26 protein-coding genes are annotated in these 25727 nt (G+C 38.5%); 19 read left to right on the top strand and 7 right to left on the bottom strand.

What is annotated here, in order from left to right; all coding sequences use genetic code 11:
* Nucleotides 1-55 precede the first annotated feature (55 nt).
* Both LC454_RS19240 and apaG read right to left on the bottom strand, forming a co-directional pair.
* On the bottom strand, nucleotides 56-1921 hold the full coding sequence (locus tag LC454_RS19240; RefSeq protein ID WP_223584041.1) for an ABC-F family ATP-binding cassette domain-containing protein: 1866 nt from the start codon (nucleotides 1919-1921) through the stop codon (nucleotides 56-58).
* Nucleotides 1922-2284: 363 nt separating this feature from the next.
* Nucleotides 2285-2671, bottom strand: a complete 387-nt coding sequence (apaG, locus tag LC454_RS19235; protein ID WP_223584040.1) for a Co2+/Mg2+ efflux protein ApaG — start codon at nucleotides 2669-2671, stop codon at nucleotides 2285-2287.
* Between the two features lie 148 nt (nucleotides 2672-2819).
* On the opposite strand from apaG, the gene LC454_RS19230 reads away from it, so the two are divergent.
* The 10 genes from LC454_RS19230 to LC454_RS19185 all read left to right on the top strand — a co-directional run bounded on the left by LC454_RS19230 (nucleotide 2820) and on the right by LC454_RS19185 (nucleotide 13126).
* The gene (locus tag LC454_RS19230; RefSeq protein WP_223584039.1) at nucleotides 2820-3530 is read left to right on the top strand and encodes an SAM-dependent methyltransferase; all 711 of its coding nucleotides are present in this window, start codon (nucleotides 2820-2822) and stop codon (nucleotides 3528-3530) included.
* Between the two features lie 217 nt (nucleotides 3531-3747).
* Nucleotides 3748-4503 carry an alpha/beta hydrolase gene (locus tag LC454_RS19225; protein ID WP_223584038.1) on the top strand — a complete coding sequence of 252 codons (756 nt, stop codon included), beginning with the start codon at nucleotides 3748-3750 and terminating at the stop codon, nucleotides 4501-4503.
* A gap of 19 nt (nucleotides 4504-4522) precedes the next feature.
* Nucleotides 4523-5008, top strand: coding sequence for a hypothetical protein (locus LC454_RS19220; protein ID WP_223584037.1), 486 nt, complete (start codon nucleotides 4523-4525; stop codon nucleotides 5006-5008).
* Nucleotides 4998-6098: a Nif3-like dinuclear metal center hexameric protein gene (locus LC454_RS19215; RefSeq protein ID WP_223584036.1), complete on the top strand. Its 1101-nt coding sequence runs from the start codon at nucleotides 4998-5000 to the stop codon at nucleotides 6096-6098. Before LC454_RS19220 ends, LC454_RS19215 begins: the two co-directional genes overlap by 11 nt.
* Nucleotides 6098-6850, top strand: a complete 753-nt coding sequence (locus tag LC454_RS19210; protein ID WP_223584035.1) for a zinc ribbon domain-containing protein — start codon at nucleotides 6098-6100, stop codon at nucleotides 6848-6850. The genes LC454_RS19215 and LC454_RS19210 overlap by 1 nt, the downstream gene beginning before the upstream one ends.
* Before the next feature lie 141 nt (nucleotides 6851-6991).
* On the top strand, nucleotides 6992-10312 hold the full coding sequence (locus LC454_RS19205) for a S41 family peptidase (protein ID WP_223584034.1): 3321 nt from the start codon (nucleotides 6992-6994) through the stop codon (nucleotides 10310-10312).
* Nucleotides 10313-10537: 225 nt separating this feature from the next.
* Entirely contained in the window at nucleotides 10538-11461 is a 924-nt protein-coding gene (locus tag LC454_RS19200) for a CPBP family intramembrane glutamic endopeptidase (RefSeq protein ID WP_223584033.1), read from the top strand.
* Nucleotides 11436-11645 (top strand): DUF2007 domain-containing protein, encoded by a 210-nt coding sequence (locus LC454_RS19195; RefSeq protein WP_223584032.1) that lies wholly within the window; start codon nucleotides 11436-11438, stop codon nucleotides 11643-11645. Before LC454_RS19200 ends, LC454_RS19195 begins: the two co-directional genes overlap by 26 nt.
* A 1-nt stretch (nucleotide 11646) precedes the next feature.
* Nucleotides 11647-12447, top strand: coding sequence for a phosphatidate cytidylyltransferase (locus LC454_RS19190; RefSeq protein ID WP_223584031.1), 801 nt, complete (start codon nucleotides 11647-11649; stop codon nucleotides 12445-12447).
* Nucleotides 12448-12454: 7 nt separating this feature from the next.
* Nucleotides 12455-13126, top strand: coding sequence for a DUF2461 domain-containing protein (locus tag LC454_RS19185; RefSeq protein WP_223584030.1), 672 nt, complete (start codon nucleotides 12455-12457; stop codon nucleotides 13124-13126).
* A gap of 1 nt (nucleotide 13127) precedes the next feature.
* On the opposite strand, the gene LC454_RS19180 is transcribed toward LC454_RS19185, so the two are convergent.
* The gene (locus LC454_RS19180; RefSeq protein WP_223584029.1) at nucleotides 13128-14324 is read right to left on the bottom strand and encodes an anhydro-N-acetylmuramic acid kinase; all 1197 of its coding nucleotides are present in this window, start codon (nucleotides 14322-14324) and stop codon (nucleotides 13128-13130) included.
* A gap of 100 nt (nucleotides 14325-14424) precedes the next feature.
* Here LC454_RS19180 and gcvH point away from each other — a divergent pair, with 100 nt between their 5' ends.
* On the top strand, nucleotides 14425-14805 hold the full coding sequence (gcvH, locus tag LC454_RS19175; protein WP_223584028.1) for a glycine cleavage system protein GcvH: 381 nt from the start codon (nucleotides 14425-14427) through the stop codon (nucleotides 14803-14805).
* Between the two features lie 61 nt (nucleotides 14806-14866).
* On the opposite strand, the gene LC454_RS19170 is transcribed toward gcvH, so the two are convergent.
* The 3 genes from LC454_RS19170 to mqnB all read right to left on the bottom strand — a co-directional run bounded on the left by LC454_RS19170 (nucleotide 14867) and on the right by mqnB (nucleotide 17477).
* Nucleotides 14867-15622, bottom strand: coding sequence for a DUF6263 family protein (locus tag LC454_RS19170; protein WP_223584027.1), 756 nt, complete (start codon nucleotides 15620-15622; stop codon nucleotides 14867-14869).
* Between the two features lie 103 nt (nucleotides 15623-15725).
* Nucleotides 15726-16712, bottom strand: coding sequence for a pyruvate dehydrogenase complex E1 component subunit beta (locus LC454_RS19165; protein ID WP_120261315.1), 987 nt, complete (start codon nucleotides 16710-16712; stop codon nucleotides 15726-15728).
* 123 nt (nucleotides 16713-16835) lie between these two features.
* Entirely contained in the window at nucleotides 16836-17477 is a 642-nt protein-coding gene (gene mqnB / locus LC454_RS19160; RefSeq protein ID WP_223584026.1) for a futalosine hydrolase, read from the bottom strand.
* A 174-nt stretch (nucleotides 17478-17651) separates the two neighbouring features.
* On the opposite strand from mqnB, the gene LC454_RS19155 reads away from it, so the two are divergent.
* From LC454_RS19155 to LC454_RS19120, 8 genes are all read left to right on the top strand, one after another.
* Complete coding sequence (locus tag LC454_RS19155; RefSeq protein ID WP_223584025.1) at nucleotides 17652-18065, top strand: 6-pyruvoyl trahydropterin synthase family protein; 414 nt, start codon at nucleotides 17652-17654, stop codon at nucleotides 18063-18065.
* A 28-nt stretch (nucleotides 18066-18093) separates the two neighbouring features.
* The gene (gene folE / locus LC454_RS19150; RefSeq protein ID WP_104384782.1) at nucleotides 18094-18723 is read left to right on the top strand and encodes a GTP cyclohydrolase I FolE; all 630 of its coding nucleotides are present in this window, start codon (nucleotides 18094-18096) and stop codon (nucleotides 18721-18723) included.
* A 241-nt stretch (nucleotides 18724-18964) separates the two neighbouring features.
* Complete coding sequence (locus tag LC454_RS19145) at nucleotides 18965-19600, top strand: O-methyltransferase (RefSeq protein ID WP_223584265.1); 636 nt, start codon at nucleotides 18965-18967, stop codon at nucleotides 19598-19600.
* A gap of 22 nt (nucleotides 19601-19622) precedes the next feature.
* Nucleotides 19623-20144: a glucosaminidase domain-containing protein gene (locus LC454_RS19140; RefSeq protein WP_120261318.1), complete on the top strand. Its 522-nt coding sequence runs from the start codon at nucleotides 19623-19625 to the stop codon at nucleotides 20142-20144.
* A 15-nt stretch (nucleotides 20145-20159) separates the two neighbouring features.
* On the top strand, nucleotides 20160-20993 hold the full coding sequence (locus tag LC454_RS19135) for a glucosaminidase domain-containing protein (protein WP_223584024.1): 834 nt from the start codon (nucleotides 20160-20162) through the stop codon (nucleotides 20991-20993).
* A gap of 61 nt (nucleotides 20994-21054) precedes the next feature.
* Nucleotides 21055-21816 carry a hypothetical protein gene (locus LC454_RS19130; protein WP_223584023.1) on the top strand — a complete coding sequence of 254 codons (762 nt, stop codon included), beginning with the start codon at nucleotides 21055-21057 and terminating at the stop codon, nucleotides 21814-21816.
* 22 nt (nucleotides 21817-21838) lie between these two features.
* Nucleotides 21839-22900, top strand: a complete 1062-nt coding sequence (locus LC454_RS19125) for a DUF3078 domain-containing protein (RefSeq protein ID WP_223584022.1) — start codon at nucleotides 21839-21841, stop codon at nucleotides 22898-22900.
* Entirely contained in the window at nucleotides 22900-23766 is an 867-nt protein-coding gene (locus tag LC454_RS19120) for an N-acetylmuramoyl-L-alanine amidase (protein WP_223584021.1), read from the top strand. Before LC454_RS19125 ends, LC454_RS19120 begins: the two co-directional genes overlap by 1 nt.
* A 204-nt stretch (nucleotides 23767-23970) precedes the next feature.
* On the opposite strand, the gene LC454_RS19115 is transcribed toward LC454_RS19120, so the two are convergent.
* Nucleotides 23971-25686 carry a sodium:solute symporter gene (locus LC454_RS19115; RefSeq protein WP_223584020.1) on the bottom strand — a complete coding sequence of 572 codons (1716 nt, stop codon included), beginning with the start codon at nucleotides 25684-25686 and terminating at the stop codon, nucleotides 23971-23973.
* Between the last annotated feature and the right edge of the window lie 41 nt (nucleotides 25687-25727).

Below are 25727 nucleotides of genomic sequence, written 5' to 3'. Positions count from 1 at the left end.
TTATTTACAAATTTACTCTTTTATCTACGTTCCACGTGAAACCCGATAGAAAATTTTACATAAAATCTGCAAGATATAACCATCGTTCAGATTTTTGGTCTATCTGTTCTTGCATAGTTTTGATCTCCTCTGCTAATGTTGAAAGCTTGACATGATCTGTTAATTGAATTAATTCTTCAGTCTTTGCCTTTACCTGTAGTTCGAGATTTTCTATTTCTGTTTCCAGTTTATTGTATTCAAGTTGATCCTTGTAAGAGAGCTTTTTCTTTTCCTCTTTTACCTCGGGTTTAGCTTTGTCTTGGCTATTTTTCTTTTGCTTTTCCTTTTCTAATTTTTGGATTTCGTCTTGTTCTGATTTAAAGTCGGCATAGTTTCCATTATAGATACGGATCTTACCTGTTCCCTCAAATATGAAAAGTTGATCTGTCAACTTATCCAATAGATATCTATCATGGGACACCAATATAAGTACGCCCCTATAATTATCAAGGAAATCTTCCAGTACATTTAATGTATCAATGTCCAGGTCATTGGATGGCTCATCTAGTATAAGGAAATTAGGATTCTTCATTAATACCCGCATCAATTGAAGACGCTTTCTTTCCCCACCACTAAGTTTGTTGACAAAACCAAATTGCTTCTCTGGAGGAAACAAAAAGTGTGTGAGTAATTGAGATGCTGTAATCACTTCTCCATTTGCCATCTCAATATAATCAGCAATATTTTTTACAACATCAAGTACACGATCATTTTCATTTACTTCAAGTCCTCCTTGTTTATAGTACCCATATACTGTAGTCTCTCCTACTGCTATAGTTCCGGCATCTGGATTTTCTTCTTTTGTGATAAGATTTAAAAAGGTTGATTTACCAGTTCCGTTTTTTCCCGCTAGACCTATACGGTCGCCTTTTTTGAATGTGTAAGAAAAATCTGTTACGATTTCTTTCGCTCCATAATGCTTGGATACATGTTCCAGTTCGAGAATTTTAGAACCCTGTCTACTTACTTTTACACTAAGCTGAACAGAGTCATTTCCTTTTATTGATTTGGATTTTTCTTCTAGATCGTAGAAAGCTTCGATGCGGGATTTAGATTTGGTACCTCTTGCCTGAGGTTGACGCCGCATCCATTCCAATTCCTTGCGAAGTAGATTTCTGCTCTTCTCGACCATGACTGCATCGATAGTTTCTCGATCCGACTTCTTCTCCAAAAAATAGGAATAGTTACCTTTATAAATGTAAAGATTACCCCTATCCAGTTCTCTGATTTCTGTACATATATTATCAAGGAAGTAGCGGTCGTGTGTAACTAAAAGTACCGTCTTGCTGCCAGTGGTCAGCAACTTTTCTAACCATTCAATGGTTTCTATATCCAAGTGGTTGGTTGGCTCATCCAGGATATATACATCCGGCTCGTCTATCAAAAGTTTGGCCAGTGCGAGTCGTTTACGTTGTCCCCCAGAGAGACTTTTTATGTCCTGCTGAAAGTCCATAATATTTAAACGATTTAAAATCGTCTTTATATTATGCTCATATTCCCAAGCATTCAATGAACTTATTTTTTCAGTAAGATCTTCTAATTTTTTTTGATCAATATCAGTACTTTCAAGAAGTTCTTCATATTCCCTGATTAGACGTTGCTGATCGTTATCTGCACTATATATAAAATCATTGATTGATTTTAATCCTGTGAAATCAGGATCTTGTTCGAGAAAGCCTATTTTTATACCCTTTTCTTTGACAACTTTTCCTGATGTTGGCAAGGTACGATCTGCTAAAATAGAAAGCAATGTTGATTTGCCTGTACCATTTATTCCGACCAAAGCCACCCGCTCTCCTTTTTGGAGTCCGAAGTGTAAATCTCTAAAAAGCCACCTATCATGGAAGGAATGGCTTACTTGTTCTGTAGCTAAAATACTCACGTTATATCACCCAAAAATTAATTTTAGTCATTTTAATACAATAAAATTCCATTCAAGAATTTATTACCCCTGATGGTTTTTTTAATGTATTGAAAATCAAGTAATTATATTATTATTTTTGATTTTCAATTATTTATATATTGAATCAATAATCTTTTTTGATTGCTGACTAATTAAATCTAATGGATGGCTTTCTATGCTATGTTTAACTATGGGCTGAGGAACAAAATGATCCTGTTCAGCATAATCTCAGTAACAAGTTGATTTAGAATGCACGCAAAAATAAAGAAATAGTTTCTTATTCGATGCGAAAAAAGCTTCGTTGTGTGATAAATCGGCAATAATGATATTACCTTGATAAATTTAATTCAACGCATAATCCGCAATCAGATTGAAACGTGGTATTTCAACCTGGAAACTGCTATTATCCAAAGAACGGATCATATTGTAATGACCTTCCATGAAACCAAATTCACTGTTGAGATTACATCCCGAAGTATATTGATGTACCTGGCCCGGTTCGATAACAGGCTGCTCACCTACAACACCTTCTCCCGACACTTCCCTATAGTCGCCTTTTGCATCAAATATTTTCCAGTAACGACTGATCAATTGTACCGTGTAATCGCTCAAATTTTCTATGCTAATGTGATAAGCAAACATAAAATGTTCACGGTCGGGATTAGAATACTCCGATTGATAGATGGTTTCAACCGAGATTTTTACGCCTTCTGTAATTTGTGTGATCATTTGGATGATGTTTATTGTTGCAACAAATACTTATGCTAAAATACTAATAATGAGTTTAAAATTCGCAAACTTAATCATTTTTAAAGGTTAAATTATGCTAAGTTTAAAATTACTATAGCCAAATGGTCGTTAATTAGTAGGTTTGTATATGGCAAAAGGTATATTATATTTAATTCCCGTTCCTTTGAGCGATGATGCTGCATTCCAATCTTTTACTCCTTATTTGGTTGAGACAATCAATGCATTGGACGAATATATCGTGGAAAATGAAAAGACGGCGAGAAAGTTTCTCAAACTGGCTGGATTAAAAATTCCTCAAAGTGAATTGACTATACATGATTATGGTAAACATGCGCGCGACAAGGGAAATATCAATGATTTTTTCGATGGCTTGAAGCAAGGAAAAAACGTAGGATTGATGTCGGAGGCCGGCTGTCCGGGAGTAGCGGATCCCGGTGCTTCTGTGGTTGCTCGCGCTCATCAGCTTGGGATAAAAGTGGTACCGTTGGTTGGTCCCAGTTCCATCCTTTTAGCACTTATGGCTTCAGGATTTAGTGGACAGAAGTTTGCTTTCCATGGCTATTTGCCTATTGATAAAAATGAGCGAGCAAAGAAAATCAAAGATCTGGAGCTACAATCTATGCGCGAGAAGCAAACTCAGATATTTATTGAAACACCTTTTCGAAACAACCATCTTCTCGAAGATATTCTAAAAAACTGTAAATCCAATACACAGCTTTGTGTAGCCTGTAATGTCACTTCTGCTGACGAGTCTATAAAGAGTCTAACCATTGCTGAATGGAAAAAACAGAAAGAGGATTACCATAAAAAACCAACAATATTTTTGTTGTATGTCTAACAAGTTTTGTCGAGTTCTCCCCTACCCTGCTTTATCTGTTGGGACAGTTTTAATATGAAATCTATCTTTAAACAAGGATAAAGCCAGGTGTAGTTTTATGAGTAATTACTCACATACATAGTTTTTGACTGCAAAATGGAAAATGCTTATTGGAACATAGGAAATTGTTGAATAGATTTAGGAGGAGTGACGTGTTAATTTGACTAAACATAATGCAATGAAATTTAATAAATTAGGTTATTTTATATTGTTTTTTTCATTAGCTGTAGGCTTAAAATCTACTTATGCACAGCAAACTACTTATGTTATTGTGCATGGAGCCTGGGGTGGCGCCTGGCAATTTAAAAAGACAGCAAATGAATTAGAAAAAGAAGGACATAAAGTATATCGTCCTACCCTAACTGGTTTGGGAGAGCGTTATCATTTAGCGGATACTTCTATTCGTTTACAGACCCACATCAACGATGTTGTCAATACGATATTATTTGAAGATCTTCGAGATATTGTATTGGTTGGACACAGCTATGGTGGAATGATAATAACGGGGGTAGCAGACAGTCTTCCGGATAGAATAAAAAAAATGGTATATTTAGATGCCATCCTTCCCGATAATCAGGAATCAGTCTTGAGCTTGATGGTAAAGCCTGGGGACAATGGTCTTTTGAAATTTGAGAAGGAAGGTTTTATTATTCCATTTTGGGTAAAAGACGAAAGTAAGTTTCCGCGGGACGTCCCCCACCCTTTGAAAACGATGACTGATAAAATCAGTTTAAGAAACCCAGAAAGGGAGAGAATTCCCGCTACTTATATCTTGACATACGAAGAAGGTAAGGCAATGGAAAAAGATGACTTTTATCCATTTTACGCGAAAGCTAAACAACGTCATTTTAAAACCGTTGAATTGATCGGAGATCATAATCCGCAAATAAAGAAGCTGAAAGAATTAGTAGATTTGTTATCACAAGAAAAATAAAAAAGAGCAAGATATTTCAATGACGCAGGAAGAATTAGTAAAAGAATTAAATAAGCCCGAAGTACTCTATACAATCTTAGGTCTAGTAGCGATACGGATTATTATTTGGTTGTTATTTGCGAATACTATTCGCAGAACTTTAAACTTGATCGCAGTGGAAAATAGATTGATGACACCTAATCAATCTTGGTTGGTTGCGATTCCATTAATCAATATTTATTGGAATTTTCAGGTCGCTTCCCGCCTGAGAGATTCCCTCATCAATGAGTTCTATGACCGTAAGATAGCTGTAGAGGAAAACCCTACCTTTCGGAAAGGATCGTTATACGCATGGATTTATTTGGCGACAAATATCCCGTTACCTATTTCTATTTCAGGGGTATTGGTCATTTTGCACTTTGTCACATTGGCTAACTATTGGTTCAACATTAGCGCGAACCGTAGAATTTTAGAAGAACACGATAAATTTAGAGAAAAGGAGGTGATTATAAACGATGAAAATTAAAGCAGTTATTCAATATCTGGAGCAGCTGGCTCCATTGGATTTTCAGGAATCTTATGATAATGCCGGACTTATCGTAGGCGATGCAAATCAGGAGATTACCAAAGTATTAATTTCGTTGGATTGTACGGAGGAAGTTGTACAGGAGGCGATCGAAAAAGGATGCAATTTAATTATTTCACATCATCCTATTGTTTTCAAAGGCTTAAAAAAGTTCAATGGAAAGAATTATGTGGAACGCACTGTCATAAAAGCTATTGAGAATAAGATTGCGCTATATGCGATACATACCAATCTGGATAATATCACTGGCGGGGTCAATTCAAAGATAGCAGATAAACTTGGATTGGTTAATCAGGCGATATTGGAATCGAAACCAAATGTATTGCGCAAGATGGTGGTGTTTGTGCCAAGGAGTCATGTAGAAGAAGTCAGGACAGCATTGTTTGATGCTGGAGCGGGTCAAATTGGGAAACATTATGATCAATGTAGTTTTAATACTGCGGGATATGGAAGTTTCAGACCTTTGGCGGGATCCGAACCTACTATTGGTGAAATAGGAACACAGGAACGTGTCGAAGAAACGCGGATCGAGGTGATCTATACACGTTCAATAGAAAGAAAGCTGCTTTTGGCACTTTATGAAGCACATCCTTACGAAGAGGTGGCTTATGATCTTTTCGATTTGCAGAATACAACAGTGGAGATTGGAGCTGGGATGATCGGTAATTTACCCGAGCCCATGGACGAACGGGATTTTTTAGCTTATTTGAAGGAAAATCTTAAACTAAACGTTATTCGCCATACAGCACTTCTTGGCAGAAAAGTCAGTAGAGTTGCCGTCTGTGGTGGCGCGGGAGGTTTTTTGTTAGGTGCAGCAAAGCGATCTGGCGCTGATTTTTTTGTGACAGCTGATTATAAATACCATGAATTTTTCGATGCCGAGGGTGAAATTGTCATCGCGGATACGGGACATTTTGAGAGCGAACAATTTACGCAAGAATTATTGTACGACATTATTACGAAAAAATTTCCTAACTTTGCAACCTTAACAACAGAAATAGATACAAATCCTATAAAATACTACAGTTGATGGAACAAACCGTAGAACAAAAATTGAAAGCACTATGGCTTTTGCAAGCCATACATACTAAAATAGACAAAATTCGCCAGGTTCGTGGTGAATTGCCTATGGAAGTTGCAGATCTTGAAGATGAGATTGCGGGTTTAGAAACTCGTATTGAGAAGATCAGAACAGACTTAGACGATTTAGAAGATTCGATCGTTAAGCGTAAAAACATGATTAAGGATGCCCAAGCTGCTATCAAAAAATACGAGTCGCAGTTAAATGAGGTAAAGAACAATCGTGAGTACGACGCTATTTCGAAAGAAATTGAAATTCAAGGTCTTGAGATTCAGGTTTGTGAAAAAAGAATCAAAGAAGCAGAGTTCGAGATTCGTAACAAAACAGAAAACTACGATACTACTGTAGGTAACCTGGAATACAGCAAAGGCGAACTTGAGGGTAAAAAGAAAGAATTGGAAACAATTACTTCCGAAACCCAAAAGGAAGAAGATGCTTTATTAGCAAAAGCTGCTGAAGCGGAAGCTAATATTGAAGAGCGTTTGGTAAAAGTTTACTACCGCTTACGTAATTCTTTCAAAAATGGTTTGGCGGTCGTTTCTATCGATCGTGATAGCTGCTCAGGATGTCACAATAAAATCCCTGCTCAGATGCAATCTGAGATTCGTCAACGTAAAAAAATCATTATCTGCGAACATTGCGGTCGTGTTTTGGTTGACGAAGGTATTGTATTGGAAATCGAACAAGAATACGGTTTTTAATCTTCAATAACAGTATATAAGCCCTGCTTAACAGCAGGGCTTTTTTTTTGTGATATTTTTTATGCAACTTTGTTGATATACGAAGCAATGTGCTAGACAAAATAGTAGCTTTGCATAATAAATTTTAACCACTAAACATTTATGAATAAAACTCATTTTAAGTTTATTGCTGCGTTTTTAGTAGGAACATCATTTCTACAGGCCAAAGCACAGGAAACTTTATTGCTCCGAAATCCGAGTATCAGTGCTAATAATATTGCTTTCGTGTACGGCGGCGATATTTGGATCGCAGACAAAAACGGTGCAAATCCAAAACGTCTGACGACAAACCCTGGTGTAGAACAAAACCCAATGTTCTCTCCTGATGGAAAAAAAGTAGCATTTACAGGCAATTATGATGGTAATACAGATGTATATGTCCTTCCTATTGAAGGAGGTGAACCCAAGCGTATTACGTATCATCCATCTTCAGATGTATTGCGTGGCTGGTTGAATAATGACGAAGTATTTTATACAACATCGCGTGACTTTACCTATGCGCTAAGCCCACGATTATATAGTTCTAATATCCAAAGACCGGGTATGGACAGAGCTTTATTGATGCCTGAGGCTAACCAGGGGAGCCCTTCTGCGGATGGACGTTATTGGGCTTATATCAAAAATACTGATCCTACGGAGCGCGATCGTGTCGCTTTCAAGCGTTACCGAGGTGGTGGTACACCTACTATTTGGATTTTTGATACAAAAACCAAGGAAATTGAAGCAATTCCACAGGTAAAAAGCAACGATGTTAAACCCCTTTGGTTAGGCGGTAAGGTCTATTTTCTATCGGATCGTGATAAAATAGTAAACATCTTCAGTTACGATACGAAATCAAAGAAAGTTGAAAAACTAACTGATTTCAAAGACTACGATGTACGCTCGCTCAATGGAAATGGCAATGAACTGATTTTTGAATATGCTGGCGTATTGAATACATTAAGCTTAAACAATAATAATAAGGTAACCGCCCTACATATTAGTGTAAATACAGACGCCATGTTTAAGCGTCCTTTCTACAAAAATATCAAAGAGGACATTCGCTACGCGGCCCTCTCTCCTACAGGCCAACGGGCGCTATTTGAGTCACGGGGTGAGATCTTTACCGTGCCTAAGGAGAAAGGTGAGGCACGTAATTTATCGAATTCACCAGGTTCTCATGAACGTTTTCCAGATTGGTCTCCCAATGGAAAATGGGTTTCTTACATCTCAGATAAAAATGGTTCCTATCAGTTGGTTTTAGTGGATCAATTTGGAAAGGATCAACCTTTGTATTTCAATCTGGGCGAAACTAATTTTTATTTTGAGCCTACCTGGTCTCCAGATTCGAAGAAATTATTCTATAATGACGCTCACCTCAATCTGTACTATATTGATATCGCATCTAAGGCTATTGTAAAGGTCGCAGACGATAAGCTGAGTGGACAAACCGGTAGAGTATCAAATCATTTTCAACCGAGCTGGTCTCCAGATTCAAAATGGATTTCGTTTACACGTACTTTGGAAAACGGCGTACCGGCTGTATTTATGTACAATCTGGATACAAAGAAAACGCAGCAAATTACAGATGGTATGAGTTCTGTTCGTAGTACTGCCTTTTCACAGGATGGCAAATATCTTTTCTTCACGGCGAGTACCAATACAGGATTGACCAATTCTGGTCTACATATGTCCGCTACGCAACGTAATGTTGATTATGCTGTATATGCCTTTATTTTGTCAAGTAAAACCCCTTCGTTCTTTAAGAATGAAAGTGATGAAGAGCAGATTCGTGAAGATAAAGCGGACAAACCAGCTGAAAAAGAAGACAACAAAACAGCTCGCGTAAAAGAAAACGATAAAAAAGCACCGAAAACAGATAAAAAGGAAGAAGCTCCGGCTAATAAGCCTGAAGACAAGTCCATTCAGGTAGATTTTGACCGTATCGAGAACCGCATTGTTGCTTTACCTTTGCCGGTAGGTACCTATTGGAATCTGAATGGCTTGGTTCCAAACCAATTGACCTATCAGCGCGGAGGTACCATCGGAGCCTATGATTTTAAAGATCTGGAAAATAAGACATTGGTTGAGAATGCCCGTAGTTTTGTGATCAGTGCTGATGGTAAGAAAATGTTGTATCAGGCAGGGAATGGTTATAATATTGTGAACGCCGGACAGAAAGTTGCGTCTCCAACTGCAGGTGCAATAAAATTGGATGGTATCCAACAATTGGTAGATCCTGTTGCCGAATGGAAACAAGTCTTCAATGAAGTTTGGGCAATGCAAAAAGACTATTTCTATGTAGAGAATATGCATGGTGCTGATTGGAAAGCCATGAAAACCAAATATGAGAAGTTTCTACCATTTGTTAATCATCGTTCTGATTTAGGCTATTTATTGAACGAAATGATGGGCGAAATGGTTGTTGGACACAATTATATTTATCCGGGTGATCAACCTTCTACCCCATCTGTGTCAGTAGGTGTATTAGGGGCTGACTATACGATCAAAAATGGATATTACCAGATAGCGAAGTTATTTACACGTTTGGAGTGGAATCCTTCTTTTAAGGCACCGTTGGCAGAACCGGGATTGAATATCAAAGAAGGCGATTATATTGTCGCTGTAAACGGTATTGAATTAACGGAAGATAAGGATATCTATAGTCTATTTGATAATACCGTAGGCAAGCAGGTGGCCTTAAAAATTAATTCCAAGCCATCTCTGGTTGGCGCTCGCGAAGTCATTGTAAAACCGATTTCTTTTACGGACGAAATGAGCTTACGTAGCATGGAGTGGGTGGAGCGCAACCGTAAGAAAGTAGATCAGTTAAGCAATGGACAAATCGCTTACGTATACATGCCAAATACAGGTCCTGAGGGGTATACCTACTTTAACCGTTATTATTTCTCCCAGATGGATAAAAAGGCCCTTCTGATGGACGAAAGAAACAATGGAGGAGGCTGGGTAGCCGATTATGTCATTGACTTACTATCCCGTGAATTAATATCCGGCTGGGGTATTCGTGATGGCAAAGGATTTACGACTCCAGGTAATGGTATTTATGGACCAAAGGCGATGATCATAAATGAAAATGCCGGTTCTGGAGGTGATATGATGCCGTACATGTTCCGTTTCAAAGGTCTAGGTAAACTGGTTGGCCGTACAACAATGGGAATCTTGGTCGGTATCAGTGGATACCCGCCGTTGTTGGATGGTGGACGTATTACCTCTCCAAACTTTGGTGTATATGACCTGAAAGGCAACTGGATTATTGAAAATGAGGGTGTTGCTCCAGATATCTTTGTTGAGCAATTACCGAAAGATTTGTTAGAGGGACGTGATCCACAATTGGAAAGAACGGTGAAGATTTTATTGGAAGAAATGAAAACCTATCCATACAAAAATCTACAAAAACCTGCAGATCCAATACGGGTGAACTAATAGAGGAATAGCGATAAAAAGGGCTTTGGAAACTATTTCCAAAGCCCTTTTTGCATGTTTGTGGAGCTGATTATCTTGCTTTGATAATTATTTTAAGGTATCTGGGATCAGGTTTTTAGTAAATGGTCTTTTTCCACTACTTTAATGAATTAATGGCTATTGAAATGCAGTGATTTTATAAAGTAACATGCTTTTATTGTTATCTTTAAAGCATATTTTAAATTTATGTACCCCGAGCAAACTACTTCCCCTTTTCAATCGTTATTGCGTTTGGTCCTGTTGGTCATCGGATTTACCTTTCTCTCACAGGTCATCGGTATCCTTATCATCTTTTTCTACTACAAGTTTACAGGACAGGCATTTTCAATGGCTACCCTAATGCAAGGATCAGCGAATGAAATGCGTTTTCTATTGCTGTTGAGTAGCTTGGGATCCTTTGTTGTACCCGCCTACCTGATGAATACCCGGGAGGGATATGGAATCACTTATTTTAAACAGGAAGATATGCCACAGGCAAAGCAGCTAGCATATATCTTTTTCGCAATGCTTGCTTTTATGCCATTGATGAGCTTAATAGGGCATTGGAACGAGTCATTACAGTTGCCTGATAATATGAGATCCGTGCAGGTATGGATGGAACGTAGCGAGCGAGAATCAGGAGATCTGATCAAGGGGATTATCGTGGAAACAAGTTTTATCGGATTTCTATTTAATCTAGTTGTTCTGGCATTTATACCAGCTTTAGGTGAAGAATTATTATTTAGGGGTGTCCTTCAAAATATTGTGGGAAGATGGGTTTCCAACCCTCACATTGTCATTTGGATTGTGGCTATTGTTTTTAGTGCCATACATCTGCAGTTTTTTGGATTTATACCACGGATGTTGTTGGGTGCATTTTTTGGTTATCTCTATTTATGGAGCAGAAATATTTGGTTACCTATTTTTGGCCATTTTGTCAACAATGCAGGGGCTACGATCATGGCATTTTATTATACAAGAAATGGTAAAAGCTATGCTGAAATCGATGCATTTGAAGTGCAGTCTTGGTGGATATATGTTGTAGGCTTCATTTTTACTGCTATTTTTGTATTCTTATTTTATCTGTCAACACAAAAAGGAAACCATGGAGAACGATTGGAAGAAAATTAAAACATATACAAATGCTATTCAGGCTGAAATAGTGAAACAAATGCTGGAAGAGAATGGTATTCCCGCTGTTGTATTAAATAAACAAGATTCTTCTTATCTGTTTGGAAAGATAGAGCTATATGTTAGCGAAAATTCGGTTGAAACTGCCGAAAGATTGATCGAAGAAGTAGAGGGAGAAAACTAAAATGAAGACAAGAGCGATAACCGGTGCTATTTTTGTAGCTGTCATGGTGGCATCCACCTTATTCGGGCCATACTTATACAGTATCTTTTTTACACTCTTGAGTGCATGGTGTCTGTATGAGTTTTACGGTATTGTGTCATCCGAAGAACGTGCGCCTAATAAGACCTTAGGGATCATTTTGGCGGTGACAGGATTTGCCATAGGGTCTATGGTAGCTATGAACCTTTTGGAACCTAAATTTCTATGGCTCGTTACGCCACTGGTCGGTTTGACCTATATTATTTCACTTTTTCAAAAGCGAAGTTTTCCCTTTAATGATATCGCCTATACTTTCTTAGGTATCTGTTATGTCACATTCCCCTTCTTTCTTTTTGCAAAACTGGGATTTATCAATGGTGTATATAATCATTATATTCCCCTCGGGTTTTTAATATTGCTCTGGACCAACGATACCGGAGCATATCTTGCAGGTCGGAGCTTTGGTAAACATAAATTGTTTGAGCGGATCTCTCCGAAAAAGACTTGGGAGGGATTTTTTGGTGGTTTCATTTTAGCTATTGTGGTAGCTGTAAATCTTGAAAAATATTTTGGAAGTTTGCCATTGTGGCAATGGATTATCGTTGCTATGATCATCAGTATTGTTGGAACATTGGGCGATCTGGTCGAATCGATGTTAAAGCGAAGCTTGCACGTCAAGGATTCAGGCAGTATCTTACCGGGACACGGAGGTTTCTTGGACCGTTTTGACGGCTTATTATTGGCAGCACCGATAGTTTATGTTTTCTTAATTTTAATCAGTTAAAAGAATTATGAGTCACATTCAGAAATCTACCTTTGATTTTTTGACCGAATTAAAGGAAAATAATACAAGAGAATGGTTTGCAGATAACCGGGAGAAATATGAATCCGCATTGGCTGATGTACGGAGTTTTCTAACGGATTTGATAGTCGCGCTGAGTGAATTTGATCCTAAAATAAATACCTCCATACAAGCCAATAAATGTCTGTTCCGTATCTATAGAGATACCCGTTTTTCAAATGACAAGACGCCCTATAAGACCTGGTTTGGAGCCGGAATATCTGTTGATGGAAGAAAATTGCGTGGGCCTGAATATTATATTCATATCGGTGCTGAAAACTCATTTATTGCCTGTGGCTACTGGAGGCCGGAGAAGCCGCACTTGGAGGCTATTAGACAGGAGATAGACTACAGTGGCGAACAATTGGCTAAGACTCTGAATGGATTGTTGGATGAGGGGAAAATAAATCTTTTCAAAGAAGATCTGTTAAAACGTGCTCCCGCCGGTTATGGCGAAGATAATCCCTATATTGATTTTATCAAGTTAAAAAGCTTTGTTCTGGATCAACCCCTGACGATCAAAGATCTGTCAAACAAAAACGCATTGGATAATATTATCGCCTCTTATAAAAAGATGTTACCCTTCAAGGAGTTTTTACAAGAGGCGATCGACAGCGAATAGTCTACTCTGGTAGACTAATTTTGCCCATACAGACCGCCGGAGAATCTTTTATATGTTCGACATTGGATTTGTTTCCAGTGAGGGTCTCATTGGCTAGCAAGGCGAATAATACAGCTTCCTTCGCATCGGGATCAACCCCTAATGTGGCGAAGCTCTCTACTTTGATGTCCGGTAGATTTGCTTTGATGTACCCAAAAAGTAGCGGATTATGCAATCCCCCGCCACTGATATATACCGAGAAATTCGCTAAGCCAAGGGCTTGCCGACGTATGCCGTTGATCATCGCTTGGGCCGAAAAGCGATTGAGTGTTGCCATGATATCTTCTGCTGAGAGATCTAACGTCTCTGAACGTTTTTGAGCCTCTTTCAGGTAATCAAGATTGAATAATTCCGGACCTGTTGTTTTCGGGAACTCCAAAGTTAGGAATTCTTCCGCCAGGAGCTGCTCCAATAATGGTCCATTAACTGTCCCCTTTTTTGCAATCATGGCGTCTCTGTCCATCTCTTGGTCAAAATGAGCTTTCATATACTGGTTCATCATTGTATTTCCTGGCCCTAGATCTGTCGCATAGGCTTCCAGATTGCTTTGATGACTCGGAATAAAGGTGAAATTTGAAATGCCGCCTATATTCAGTAAAAATCGGTTTTCGGTGGGATGGGAAAAAAGAAGGTAGTCTCCATAGGCTGCTAATGGTGCCCCCTCTCCTCCTGCAGCAATGTGTTTTTGTCTAAAATCTGACAGTGTAATTATGCCGGTATGTATAGCAATATGATCCCCATCACCGATTTGTAGTGTGCTATTTGGCCAAGCAAGGTCCTTTGTCAACGATTGCGGGGCATGGTATACCGTCTGTCCATGACTAGCGATGCAGTCTATCTCAGTAGCTGAAATATTCCAGCTTTCAAGAGCCTGGTTGATCAGGTTCGCATGGGTGATCCCAACATATGCGTTGAGGCCCGAAAATAACTGCTGGTCGATGGTTCTTTTTGCGAATATTTCACGGACTTTCGTTCTGAATATATCCTCGTAATCCATTGTGATAAACTTTTCTAAGCTTATTTTTGTGGTCTTTCCGGCATTTTCAATACGGCACAATGCGATATCAAGACCGTCTAAAGATGTTCCGGACATTAATCCAATAATAAAACGCTCTTTTTTAAGCGCGATCTGATAAAGTTTTTCGATTTGAGGATTCATAATCTAAAAATAAACACAAAAATCTTATAATGAATATCATTTTTGACAATTGAAGATATTTTGTAACTTCACGGCATTAAAAATCAAAAAATTAGATACAATGAATTTTCCAGCAGAATTGAAATACACCAAAGATCACGAATGGATTCGTGTTGAAGGTGATGAAGCAGTTGTAGGGATTACCGATTTCGCTCAACGTGAATTGGGTGACATCGTTTTTGTTGACATTAACACTGTAGGTGAAGAAGTTGCCGCAAATGAAGTTTTCGGTACAATCGAAGCTGTAAAAACAGTTTCTGATTTGTTTTTGCCTGTAGCAGCTACAATTTTATCAGTTAATGATGCAATTGATGCTTCTCCTGAATTGGTGAATTCTGATCCATATGGTGAGGGCTGGATTGTTCGTGTTAAATTGAATAATGTAGCAGACGTAGACGCATTATTATCTGCAGATCAATACAAAGAAGAAATCAACGCTTAATATCGTTGTGATAACAAAAAAGGGGCTTAATTTTAAAATTAAGCCCCTTTTTTGTCGCCATCTACTGGCATTTTATGACTGTTTTGATCTTTGCTTCAGGCATATCGACATCACTTGTCATTTCTGTTATTTTAGTCAGACAAGTCTTTTTATCCAATACATAGAATCCTTGGATACTGCCGACCTGTTTTGCGTCGGATCCAAACATTTTTCCTTCCACATTTACCTTATAACCCTGTTCATTTACTTCGGCGAGAGTCATTTTGTTTTCGACCAGTAGACCCGATTCTTCCGATTCTGATTTTGAACTCCATGATTCTCCAATACTAATGGCATGCTCAGGCAATACGGTGCTAATATTTTCAAACATACTGCGATCAAAGGGAAGGTTGACGCCTTCTGGCAATTTTATATCAGAAGATTTTCCCAAGTGATCTATTGAAAAGCTGATCTTACTATCTACTAGCTTGCCTACTGTAGCATGCATCTGTTTTGAAAATTCATTTGCTTCCGGATTTTTGGAGTCATAGGTCATTTCCATAGCTTCTCCGCTCATTTTCATATTGATACCAGTGTATTTAAGCTCAAATAGAAAGGAATTGTCTTTCTTGGCTGTATTTGTAATATCAAAGCCCATTGTTAAATCTGTCACAATCTTCTGTTCGCCAGTTTCGATATCCATTGCCATGATAACATTTTGCGCTATTTTCTTTCCCTCTTCGGGATTCACCCGTAGGGTAAATTTCTTTTGGGCTGATACAGACAGGGCTACAAATGCGATTACAGCCGTCATAGCTATTGTTTTTAGTGTTTTCATCTATTGGGATTTTTGTTAATAATAACAGAACAGATAAATATATAAAAAAATCCCTTTTACAATCAGTAAAAGGGATTTTTATTGGATTCAAAAAAGAATCCAATTATTTTTTGATGTAAGATACTTCTTTTACAGCTTTAACTACTTTTTCTACATTAGGTAAAGCAGCTTCAATCAATGTTGGTGCATAAGGAAGAGGTACGTCAGCACAATTCACACGAATTACAGGAGCGTCCAAATAATCAAATGCATTGCGTTGTACATTAAATGCTAAATCTGTAGAGATCGACGCCAAAGGCCAAGCTTCTTCTACAATAACCAAACGGTTTGTTTTCTTTACAGATTCAATAAGCGTAGGGTAATCAATAGGTCGTACAGAACGCAAATCGATCAATTCTACACTGATACCTTCTTTTTTCAATTCTTCAACTGCTGGAATTACAACACGAGGAAGCATTTTACCGAAAGAAACAACAGTAACATCAGTACCTTCTTGGATGATATTTGCCTTTCCGATTTCTAAGTAGTACTCTTCTTCAGGAACTTCGCCTTTATCACCGTACATGACCTCAGATTCCATGAAAATAACTGGATCTGGATCAATAATAGAAGATTTCAATAAACCTTTAGCTTCATAAGGGTTTGAAGGAACAACCACCTTTAAACCTGGTGTATTTGCAAACCAGTTTTCAAAGTTTTGAGAGTGTTGTGCTGCTAGCTGACCTGCATTTCCTGTCGGGCCACGGAAGACCATTGGGATAGAAAATTGTCCACCACTCATCGAGTGGATTTTTGCAGCGGCATTGATAACTTGGTCAATCGCAACAAGTGAAAAGTTGAACGTCATGAATTCAACGATTGGTTTTAGACCGTTCATTGCTGCACCGACAGCAATCCCAGCAAAACCAAGTTCAGCAATAGGTGTATCAATGATACGTTTTGCACCGAATTCATCAAGCATACCTTGGCTTACCTTATAAGCTCCGTTATACTCTGCAACTTCTTCACCTAATAAAAATATTTTGTCGTCTTTACGCATTTCTTCGTTCATTGCTTCACGAAGTGCTTCTCTGAATTGTATTTCTCTCATCAGTTGTAAAATAGTGTCAATTTTTAGATTACAAATCTACTATTTAAAATTGATATTTTGAAGATTTGACTAGCCTAATTGTATAGTTTTATGTCATTTTTTAATAAGTAAATGACTTTTGTATTAAATTTTGGAAAATAAGTCTGGCAAGAAATCCAATGTTTGTATAAGCGCCTTATTACTATTCATTATTGCTAGAGGAATGTTCCACGTGGCACGGTTTCTTTTTTCTACGTAGTTGGAAATCCCACGAAGCTCAATCACCGGAAGTCCCATTTTATCCGCGGCAAAAAAAACGGCCGCACCTTCCATGCTCTCGATACAACTGTTGGGGTTGATCTGTAGAACTTTTGCAATACTATCGGCATTCCCATGGACCTTATTTACTGTAATACCATGTCTTTGGGCTAAAAAGGGAAACGCTACATTTTTGCCTTGAAGCAAAGAAGACTCAAATTTGGATTTTCCGAAACCCAACTGTTCGATCGGGATAAACTGTAGGTCATCTTCTGCACCCAATTCCACTAAAGATTCTGAGGTGACCTGCACGACCTCTCCTATTTTCAGGTTGCGGTCAAAGCATCCTGCTATACCTATATTTATAAGGAGATCATATTCGTTTTCATGTAGTATCCTTCCTAATTCAAATGCTGTTGCAACCATCCCCACACCTGTGATTACCGTATCACAATTGGGGTAGTTGGCGGCAACCTCCAAAAAAGGTTGAATTTCGAATTGCGTAGCGGCTACGATTAATATCTTCATGATAGAACTCTTTTAAATAGTATGCGAAAATTACGAATTATAGCGGATGTCTTTAGCAGATTAAAATAAAAATCGACAGATGATCTTTACTTGTTAATTATATTACCATATTCTGACGGCATTCCTAAAATAGAAATGTTAAAATTGGGCCTAAAGCCGTATCTTTGTCTTATTATGATATTTATAACTCGTCGTGAACGTTTTTGTGCAGCACATAAGCTGTATCGTGAAGATTGGAGCAATGAACAAAACGAACAAGTGTTTGGACTCTGTTCTAATCCAAATTGGCATGGACACAATTATGACCTTTTTGTCACAGTGAAGGGGGAGGTAAATCCCGAAACTGGTTTTTTGATTGATTTAAAGATCATGAAGGAAATTATCAATCGTAGCATCATTGATAAAGTGGATCATCGTAATTTCAACTTGGATGTTGATTTTATGAAGGGTGTCATGGCTTCTACAGAAAATATCGCTATTGAGATATTCAGGATACTGAAACCACTGTTTGAAGAACAAGGAGTGGCACTACATAGTGTTCGTTTGCACGAAACCGAAAATAACTACGTCGAATATTTTGGCGATTAATCTTTAATACATTTAAATAGTAGAAACTATGAGTCAACACTCATTTGACAACGAAGAGTTGGATGGATATATTAAGATCGACAAATACAATACTGAAAAAGTAGATCGCATCGCTTCTCATTATACAGATATATTGGAATGCCTGGGAGAGGATCCTAAGCGTGAAGGTCTGGTAAAGACTCCTGAGCGTGTGGCTAAAGCCCTGCAGTTTTTGACACATGGATATGATATCGATGCTGCTGAAGTACTGAGAGGAGCCATGTTTGAGGAAGATTATAGCCAGATGGTGGTTGTAAAGGACATCGAAGTGTACTCTTTGTGTGAGCATCACATGCTGCCTTTCTTTGGAAAGGCACATATCGCTTATATTCCAAACGGACATATTGTAGGTTTGAGTAAAATTCCTCGTGTTGTAGATATCTTTGCTCGCCGCCTGCAAGTACAAGAGCGTCTGACCAACGAAATCAGAGACTGTATCCAGGAAACACTAGGCGCGCGTGGAGTTGCGGTTGTGATGGAGTGCAAACACATGTGTATGGCCATGCGTGGTGTACAAAAACAAAATTCTGTTACAACAACCTCGGCATTTACAGGAGCATTTCAGAATGACGTGACACGATCGGAATTTTTACGTTTGATCACAGCGGATCTTGCCTAATATTTTTATCGATAAATAATAAAAATTAGCCCTCGAAAAGCACGTCTTCTCGAGGGCTAATTTTTTGATGAAATTTGGAAATAAATACAAAAATCAAAAAAAGAGGATATTGCGTTTTTGGGCTTTTAAGGCAAGTCACTGAAAAATTCCTTTACAATCCGATAATTATATTGTACTGTTTTTCAGTTGTTTATAAAAAAATATTTTTATCATAAAAATGTTTTTTGGTACCTTTGTGGTTATGGAAATTGTTGCCGACGATTTGGAGTCCTATTTGGAACATACTACAGACGATGAAAATTCGTTACTGAAAAGGGTAAATCGGGAGACATATTTGAAGGAAACAATGCCCCATATGTTATCTGGTCATTACCAGGGAAGAGTTCTTTCTTTATTGAGTAAATTGGTTGCTCCAAAACGTATTTTGGAGATCGGAACTTTTACGGGATATGCAACATTATGTCTCGCAGAGGGGCTTCAGCAAGATGGGGTTTTACATACCATTGATATCAATGAAGAGCAACAGGAGAGAGTCCAAGGTTATTTTGATGCGTCTGAATTCGCAGATAAAATCAGATACCATATTGGCGATGCAGCGGAGATTATACCCACATTGAATGAAACATTTGATCTGGTGTTTATTGACGCTGATAAAAAGAGAAATTTATATTATTTCGAAACGATAATAAATCAAGTTCCGTCTGGGGGACTTATTTTGATTGACAATGTCTTATGGAAAGGTAAGGTGTTAGATTCAAAACCAGACAACCAAACAAAGCAGATCATTGATTTGAATGCACGTTTAGCTCAGGACAAGCGCGTAGAAAAGGTAATATTACCGATTCGAGACGGACTTTTTGCATTGCGCAAGAAGTAATTTGAGAACTAAAACATTCTTCATGAATTTAAAACAATTAAAAAGCTTTGTACTGGTACTGGCTTTGGCAACTTTTGGAATTTCAAAAGTTTCAGCTCAAAGTGCGGCATATGTCGATAAGTACAGTCCAATAGCAAAAGAAATGATGGAGGAACACGGAGTTCCAGCATCGGTTATCTTAGCCATCGCTATGCATGAAAGCGGAAATGGTGGTAGCAGGATAGCAAAGAATTTGAATAACCATTTTGGTGTCAAAGGAAAGAACAGAAGTACCGTTATTCGGTCAGCTTACAAAGGTTATAGGTCTGTATTAGACTCATATGATGACTTTGTGGGGATAGTAAAAAGAAAGAAGACTACTCAAAGCCTTTTTGAAAAACATCCAGGAGAAAAATATGAAGCTTGGGTCAAGGCAATAGCTCGTTCGGGATACTCTACGAGTAGAGACTGGACAGCGAAAGTACTTAAAACGATCAAACTATATCATCTTGATATGTTTGATAACGATTCCAAGCAAAATAAATTCTCGTCAACAAAAAAATAAGCACGATATTATTGCATGAAGAAGTTTTTTTATGGCATGATTGTATTCATGATGTTGATTACATCATGTTCAAGCCGGAGAGGCACATTATCATCCTCTAAATCCGGATCCAATTCAAAAACTTCTTCATCTTCTTCCGTAGGCCGACCCACCATGGCTGGAAATGACTACATTGCTCAATATAAAGATATAGCAATTGCAGAAATGAACAAGTATGGTATTCCGGCCAGCATTAAGCTCGCTCAGGCTCTGCTGGAGTCTGGCAACGGAAATAGCTACCTAGCACGTGAAGCAAATAATCATTTTGGTATTAAGTGTGGTGGCGTATGGAAAGGTAAATCCGTGACCCGTCCCGACGATAATATTAATGATTGTTTTCGTGTATATGACAACCCTCAACAATCGTTTAGGGATCACTCCGAGTTTCTGCTACGACCCCGTTATTCGGCTTTGTTTAAGTTGGATAAGGATGATTACAAGGGGTGGGCTAAGGGACTGAAGGCTGCAGGATATGCAACCAACCCCCGTTATCCGGATCTATTGATTGAAATGATAGAACGATATCATCTTGATCAATATGACCGAAGAGAGACTCCTAAGGAGAAAGTCGTGCGTGAAGAGGTTGTAAAAGAAGAAATCGTCCAGAATGTTCAGGAGACCCCTCCTGCTACTGTGAAGACTGAGGAGATTAAAAGCCCTTTAGCGATGCGTATTCACGAGGTGAAAGCGCAGGAAACGCTTTATTCGCTTAGCAAGCTCTATAATGTCTCTGTCGAACAGATCAAATCATTAAATGGCCTTACAGATGAAGCATTGTCCTTAGGACAGCTATTGGTTATATCTAAATAGTTACGCTTTAAAAGATGTTAAATATTTCAGTTTTGTACAGCGATATAGTAGTTTTACGAAAGTGAAACTAATACGCTATATTTTTCTGTTTGTAGCCATACTAGGCATTACCCCCCTGCTTTTTTGTCAAGAAAAAAAAGTTGAAGGGATCGTATTTGACAAAAAGACCAAACAACGTATCGGAAATGTGAAACTTGCCAATCTAAGGACGGGAGAGGTATTCTATAATAATATTAAAGGTGAATTTGACTTTTCTGCCCAGATAGGTGATCAGATTGTTGCAATGAGCAAGGAATATTTTTCAGATACCCTTGCTGTTGACAATAAGGGATTATTATTGTTTCATTTAATCCGGGAGTCGATCTATATTGATGAGGTGCAGGTATCAGCACGAAAGAACCCTGAGGAAATTCTGAGAAAAGCCAAAGAAGATTATGAGAAAGCCTACCGGTTAGCAGGATATGGTGATGTATTTTCGGTGGGGCCTACTGGAGCGGGACTGAGCATCAACTCTATTTATAGCCTGTTTAGTAAGGAGGCTAAAAGGGCGCGTAGACTGACTAAAACCATAGAAAACGATTATAAGGAAAATGTAATTGATTATAAATTTACGAAGGAACTTATTAGTAAGGTCACGGGGCTCAATTTTGAAGAGGCGGAGCGATTTAGGAGAATATTTAGACCCTCCTATTTTTTCATTCTGGCAGCAAGCGATTACGAAGTAACAAATTACATCAAAGATTGCTATTCCCGTTATCGAATAAACCCTTCTCAATATTTTATTGATCCTTTTCCAACAATTAATTATAAATTAGTACCGTAAACAAAAAATAGACGTTTTCAGAATGAAGTTATTCAATTTTGTCGGCATAGCTTTGCTTTGCCTTTCTTTTACAAGCATAAAGGCACAGGATCTGAAAGATCTTAGAGCAAAACCAGATACCGTAATTTCTGTCCAAAAAGAGCAACCGTTAAATATCAAAACCATTCGTCCGGTGGTACCCAAGCTCAATCTTGAGGTCGATTACTGGAAGCATTGGACCAAATTTGGGATCAACTTAAACCAGGCATCCTTTAACGATAATTGGAAAGGTGGTGGTGTTGGATCTATTGCTGTTGGTCTCAATGCCAATCACAAATCAGACTATACCCGGGACAACTTTAATTTTGTGACTGAAGTTGACCTCCGTTATGGTAAGATCAAGAATAATAACAATATTGCGAAAAAGAACAATGACCGTATATTTTGGGATAACAAGTTATCTTATAAATTGTCGGCAAACTGGGCTTTGTTTACATCGGTTACTTTTGAGTCACAATTTGATGCTGGATACAAGTACACAACCAGAAATGGTAAAGATACAATAGACTATATTGAAAATGCATTTATGGCGCCAGCTTATTTGACCGAATCTTTCGGTCTTGAGTATAAGCCGAGTAATGAGTTTTCGTTGCGTTTTGGTACGGGTACCGCACGGCAGACCTTTATTTTGGATGAACGCGTAAAGCCACGTTCGGTAGATGGCTTTTACGATAAATATGGTTATTATCTATTGCCAAATATGAGCCAGCCTGAGAGCGATAATAATAAGCGCAAGGGTACAGGAGAACGGTTTGGTGTGAAGGAAGATCGCTCCTTCTCAAATGCATTGGCATTTCAGCTAACAGGTAACTTGGATAAGAATTTTACAGATAAACTGAATGTGAAAGCTCGTTATAATCTGTTTGCTGATTACGAGAAAATTTCAGATCCAACGCATCGTCTTGATGTAACAATAACAGCGAAAGTAACTCGGGTAATCAACGTCAATCTAAACGGGATTATGATCTATGATCCGGATGTTATTTCAAGAGTACAATTGAGCCAGTCATTGGCTATGGGAATAGTATATAGTTTGCCAAAATAATGTTTAGACCAGTGTCAATTGGGATCATACTTGCCGTTTTTATGTCTTTGGCGGGCTGTAAGTCCAAGGGACAAGCTGCTGTGGCCAAACCATTGGTAGCGTCTTTTGCGCCGGCAGTTGTACTGGAGGAAAAAGTTGTGGCCAAACTCGATACCAATCTATTGACACCCCAGGAGAGAAAGGTCATCTTCTTACAAAAGACAGGTGCTCACCCCTACTGGCGCCAAGCAGAAGCCATTCACTATGATGTTCGTAAACCAAATTTTGTGATTATCCACCATACAGCACAAGATAGTGTTGGTCAGACCATCAAAACGTTCCAGATTCCACGCACCAAGGTAAGTTCACATTATGTGATTGGTCGAAATGGTGAGATTATCCAGATGTTGAATGATTATGTACGATCGTGGCACGCCGGTGTGGCTAAGTGGGGATCCATTGTGGATATGAACTCTTGTTCTATTGGAATTGAATTGGACAACAATGGCAGGGAGCCCTTCCCAGATGCCCAAATCAATTCGTTGATGACCGTTTTAGACACTTTAAAATCACGATATCTAATACCTGACAATAATTTTATCGGTCATGCAGACATCGCCCCAGCACGTAAAAATGACCCCAGCGTTTTCTTCCCATGGAAGAAGCTTGCAAACAGAGGGTTTGGTGTATGGTATGATGAAGGTCAACTGATTACCCCTCCTGATAGTTTTAATGCTATTGATGCGCTTAAAATCATTGGATATGACACGTCCAATCTAAAGGCTGCGATCATCGCATTTAAACGTAAATTTATTGTACGGGATACAACACCCGAGCTGACCATATATGATAAGAGTGTACTTTACAATATTTACAAGAAATACTAATAAGCTGTCAAAATACGAACTTTGATAGATGATACTAAATAGGATATTGGCATCTCGGTCTATAAAATCGAAAAGTCCGGGTTCGTTTCGAATCCGGACTTTTTTTAATATTGGTGGGGATTAAGAAGACCACTCCAAATTAAATACAACTTCGTAATCAGGCATCTTATTGCGAGTAAGCCTCTTTATTTTTCCAGATTGTTTTTATTGCGTATTGCTTGTATTTGGGATAGCCGAATTATTTCTGAGCGAAAGCTGTATAAAATATGCAATTATCATGACAGCCAGACAGCCAATGAGATTCAGCCAGAGAAAAGGAATTTTGTCTAGGTACCAGATGCCAACGACAAAGATTTCAGAGAGGATCGCTGCGATGAAAACAGCCTTTCCCTGAATTTTTTTCATATAGAAAGCAACGATAAATATGCCTAGGATTGTGCCATAGAATAAAGACCCCAAGATATTCACGGCTTCTAATAGATTGCCCAGCTTGTTGGCATATAGCGCAATGACAACAGTAAAGATGCCCCAGGCTAAGGTAAATATACGAGACCAGAGAAGATCCTGTTTTTCAGTTGCGTTGCGGTTTATAAAGCGTTTGTAGATATCTATTGTTGTAGTTGATGCCAATGAATTAATGGCACTGGCGGTAGAGCCCATAGATGCCAGAAAAATAACGGCGATCAGCAAACCGATCAGACCTTTCGGAAAGGCTTTGGTTACAAACGAAAGGAAAATATAGTTATTGTCGTTTGTCTCGGCTGCAGGATTGTTTTTCTTGATAAGTGTAAGTGTGCTGTCTTTTACTTGCTGCATTTGGGCATTCAGTTGATGCAACGCTGAGCGGGAGGACTCGATGTTCCTCTTATTATCCTGATCCAGCGCTGTACTGAGGCCATTGACGAGAGATTCACGTTGTTGGAATAGCAGTTTGTGTTTTTGTTCAAGCTCTTGGTAGGAAGCCGCATATGGACTTTCTTTCAACTTCTGTACTTCGACCTGGTTAAAGAAGATCGGAGGTTGGTGGTATTGATAATATGTAAATACCAGGATACCTATCAGCAGGATAGCAAATTGCATCGGGATCTTTAAAAGGCCATTCATAATTAGCCCCATTCTGCTTTCCCTTATGGAAGATCCGGTTAGATAACGTCCTACTTGGCTCTGGTCTGTACCAAAATAAGAGAGTTGTAGGAAAAATCCTCCGATCAGGCCAGTCCACAACGTATAATTGTTATTCAGGTCAAAAGTGAAGTCCAGTGCATTGGTTTTACCTGATTTACCGGCGATATGAAGAGCTTTCGAAAGACCGATGTCTGTTGGAAGAAGATGAATGACAAGCATTCCTGCAATAAGCAGAGATCCAAATATTATGCTCATCTGGAGCAATTGTGTATGGGATACCGCTTTTGTACCACCGTAGGTGGTGTAGATAACCACAAAGCTTCCAATGACCAGTGTTGTTAAGGTCAGATCAATATGGAGAATGGTTGAGATGATGAGCGATGGTGCAAATATGGTAATACCTGTCGAAATACCCCGTTGGATTAAAAAAAGCAATGCTGTGAGCCCCCTGGTCTTGACATCGAAACGTTTCTCAAGAAATTCGTAGGCTGTGAAAACCTTAAGTCTGTGAAATATTGGGATAAAGGTAATACAGAGTACAATCATGGCCAAAGGGAGACCAAAATAGAACTGTACAAAACTCATTCCCGAAGAATACGCTAATCCGGGAGCAGACAAAAAAGTAATGGCGCTCGCTTGAGTAGCCATTACCGAAAGTCCGACATGGTACCAGGGCAAAGAACGATTGCCCAAAAGATAACCATCAATATTTTTGATCCCTCTACTTTTATAGATGCCGTAAGCGACAATCGATAAAAGTGTTAGGAATAGAACAGCCCAATCTACTGTACTCATGAATAATGTTTCGTAAAAAAGTACAGAAAAAGGATAAATAT

This window comes from Sphingobacterium sp. GVS05A (assembly GCF_019969845.1).
Classification (GTDB): Bacteria; Bacteroidota; Bacteroidia; order Sphingobacteriales; family Sphingobacteriaceae; genus Sphingobacterium.
This window is presented reverse-complemented; position numbering and strand designations above follow the sequence as displayed.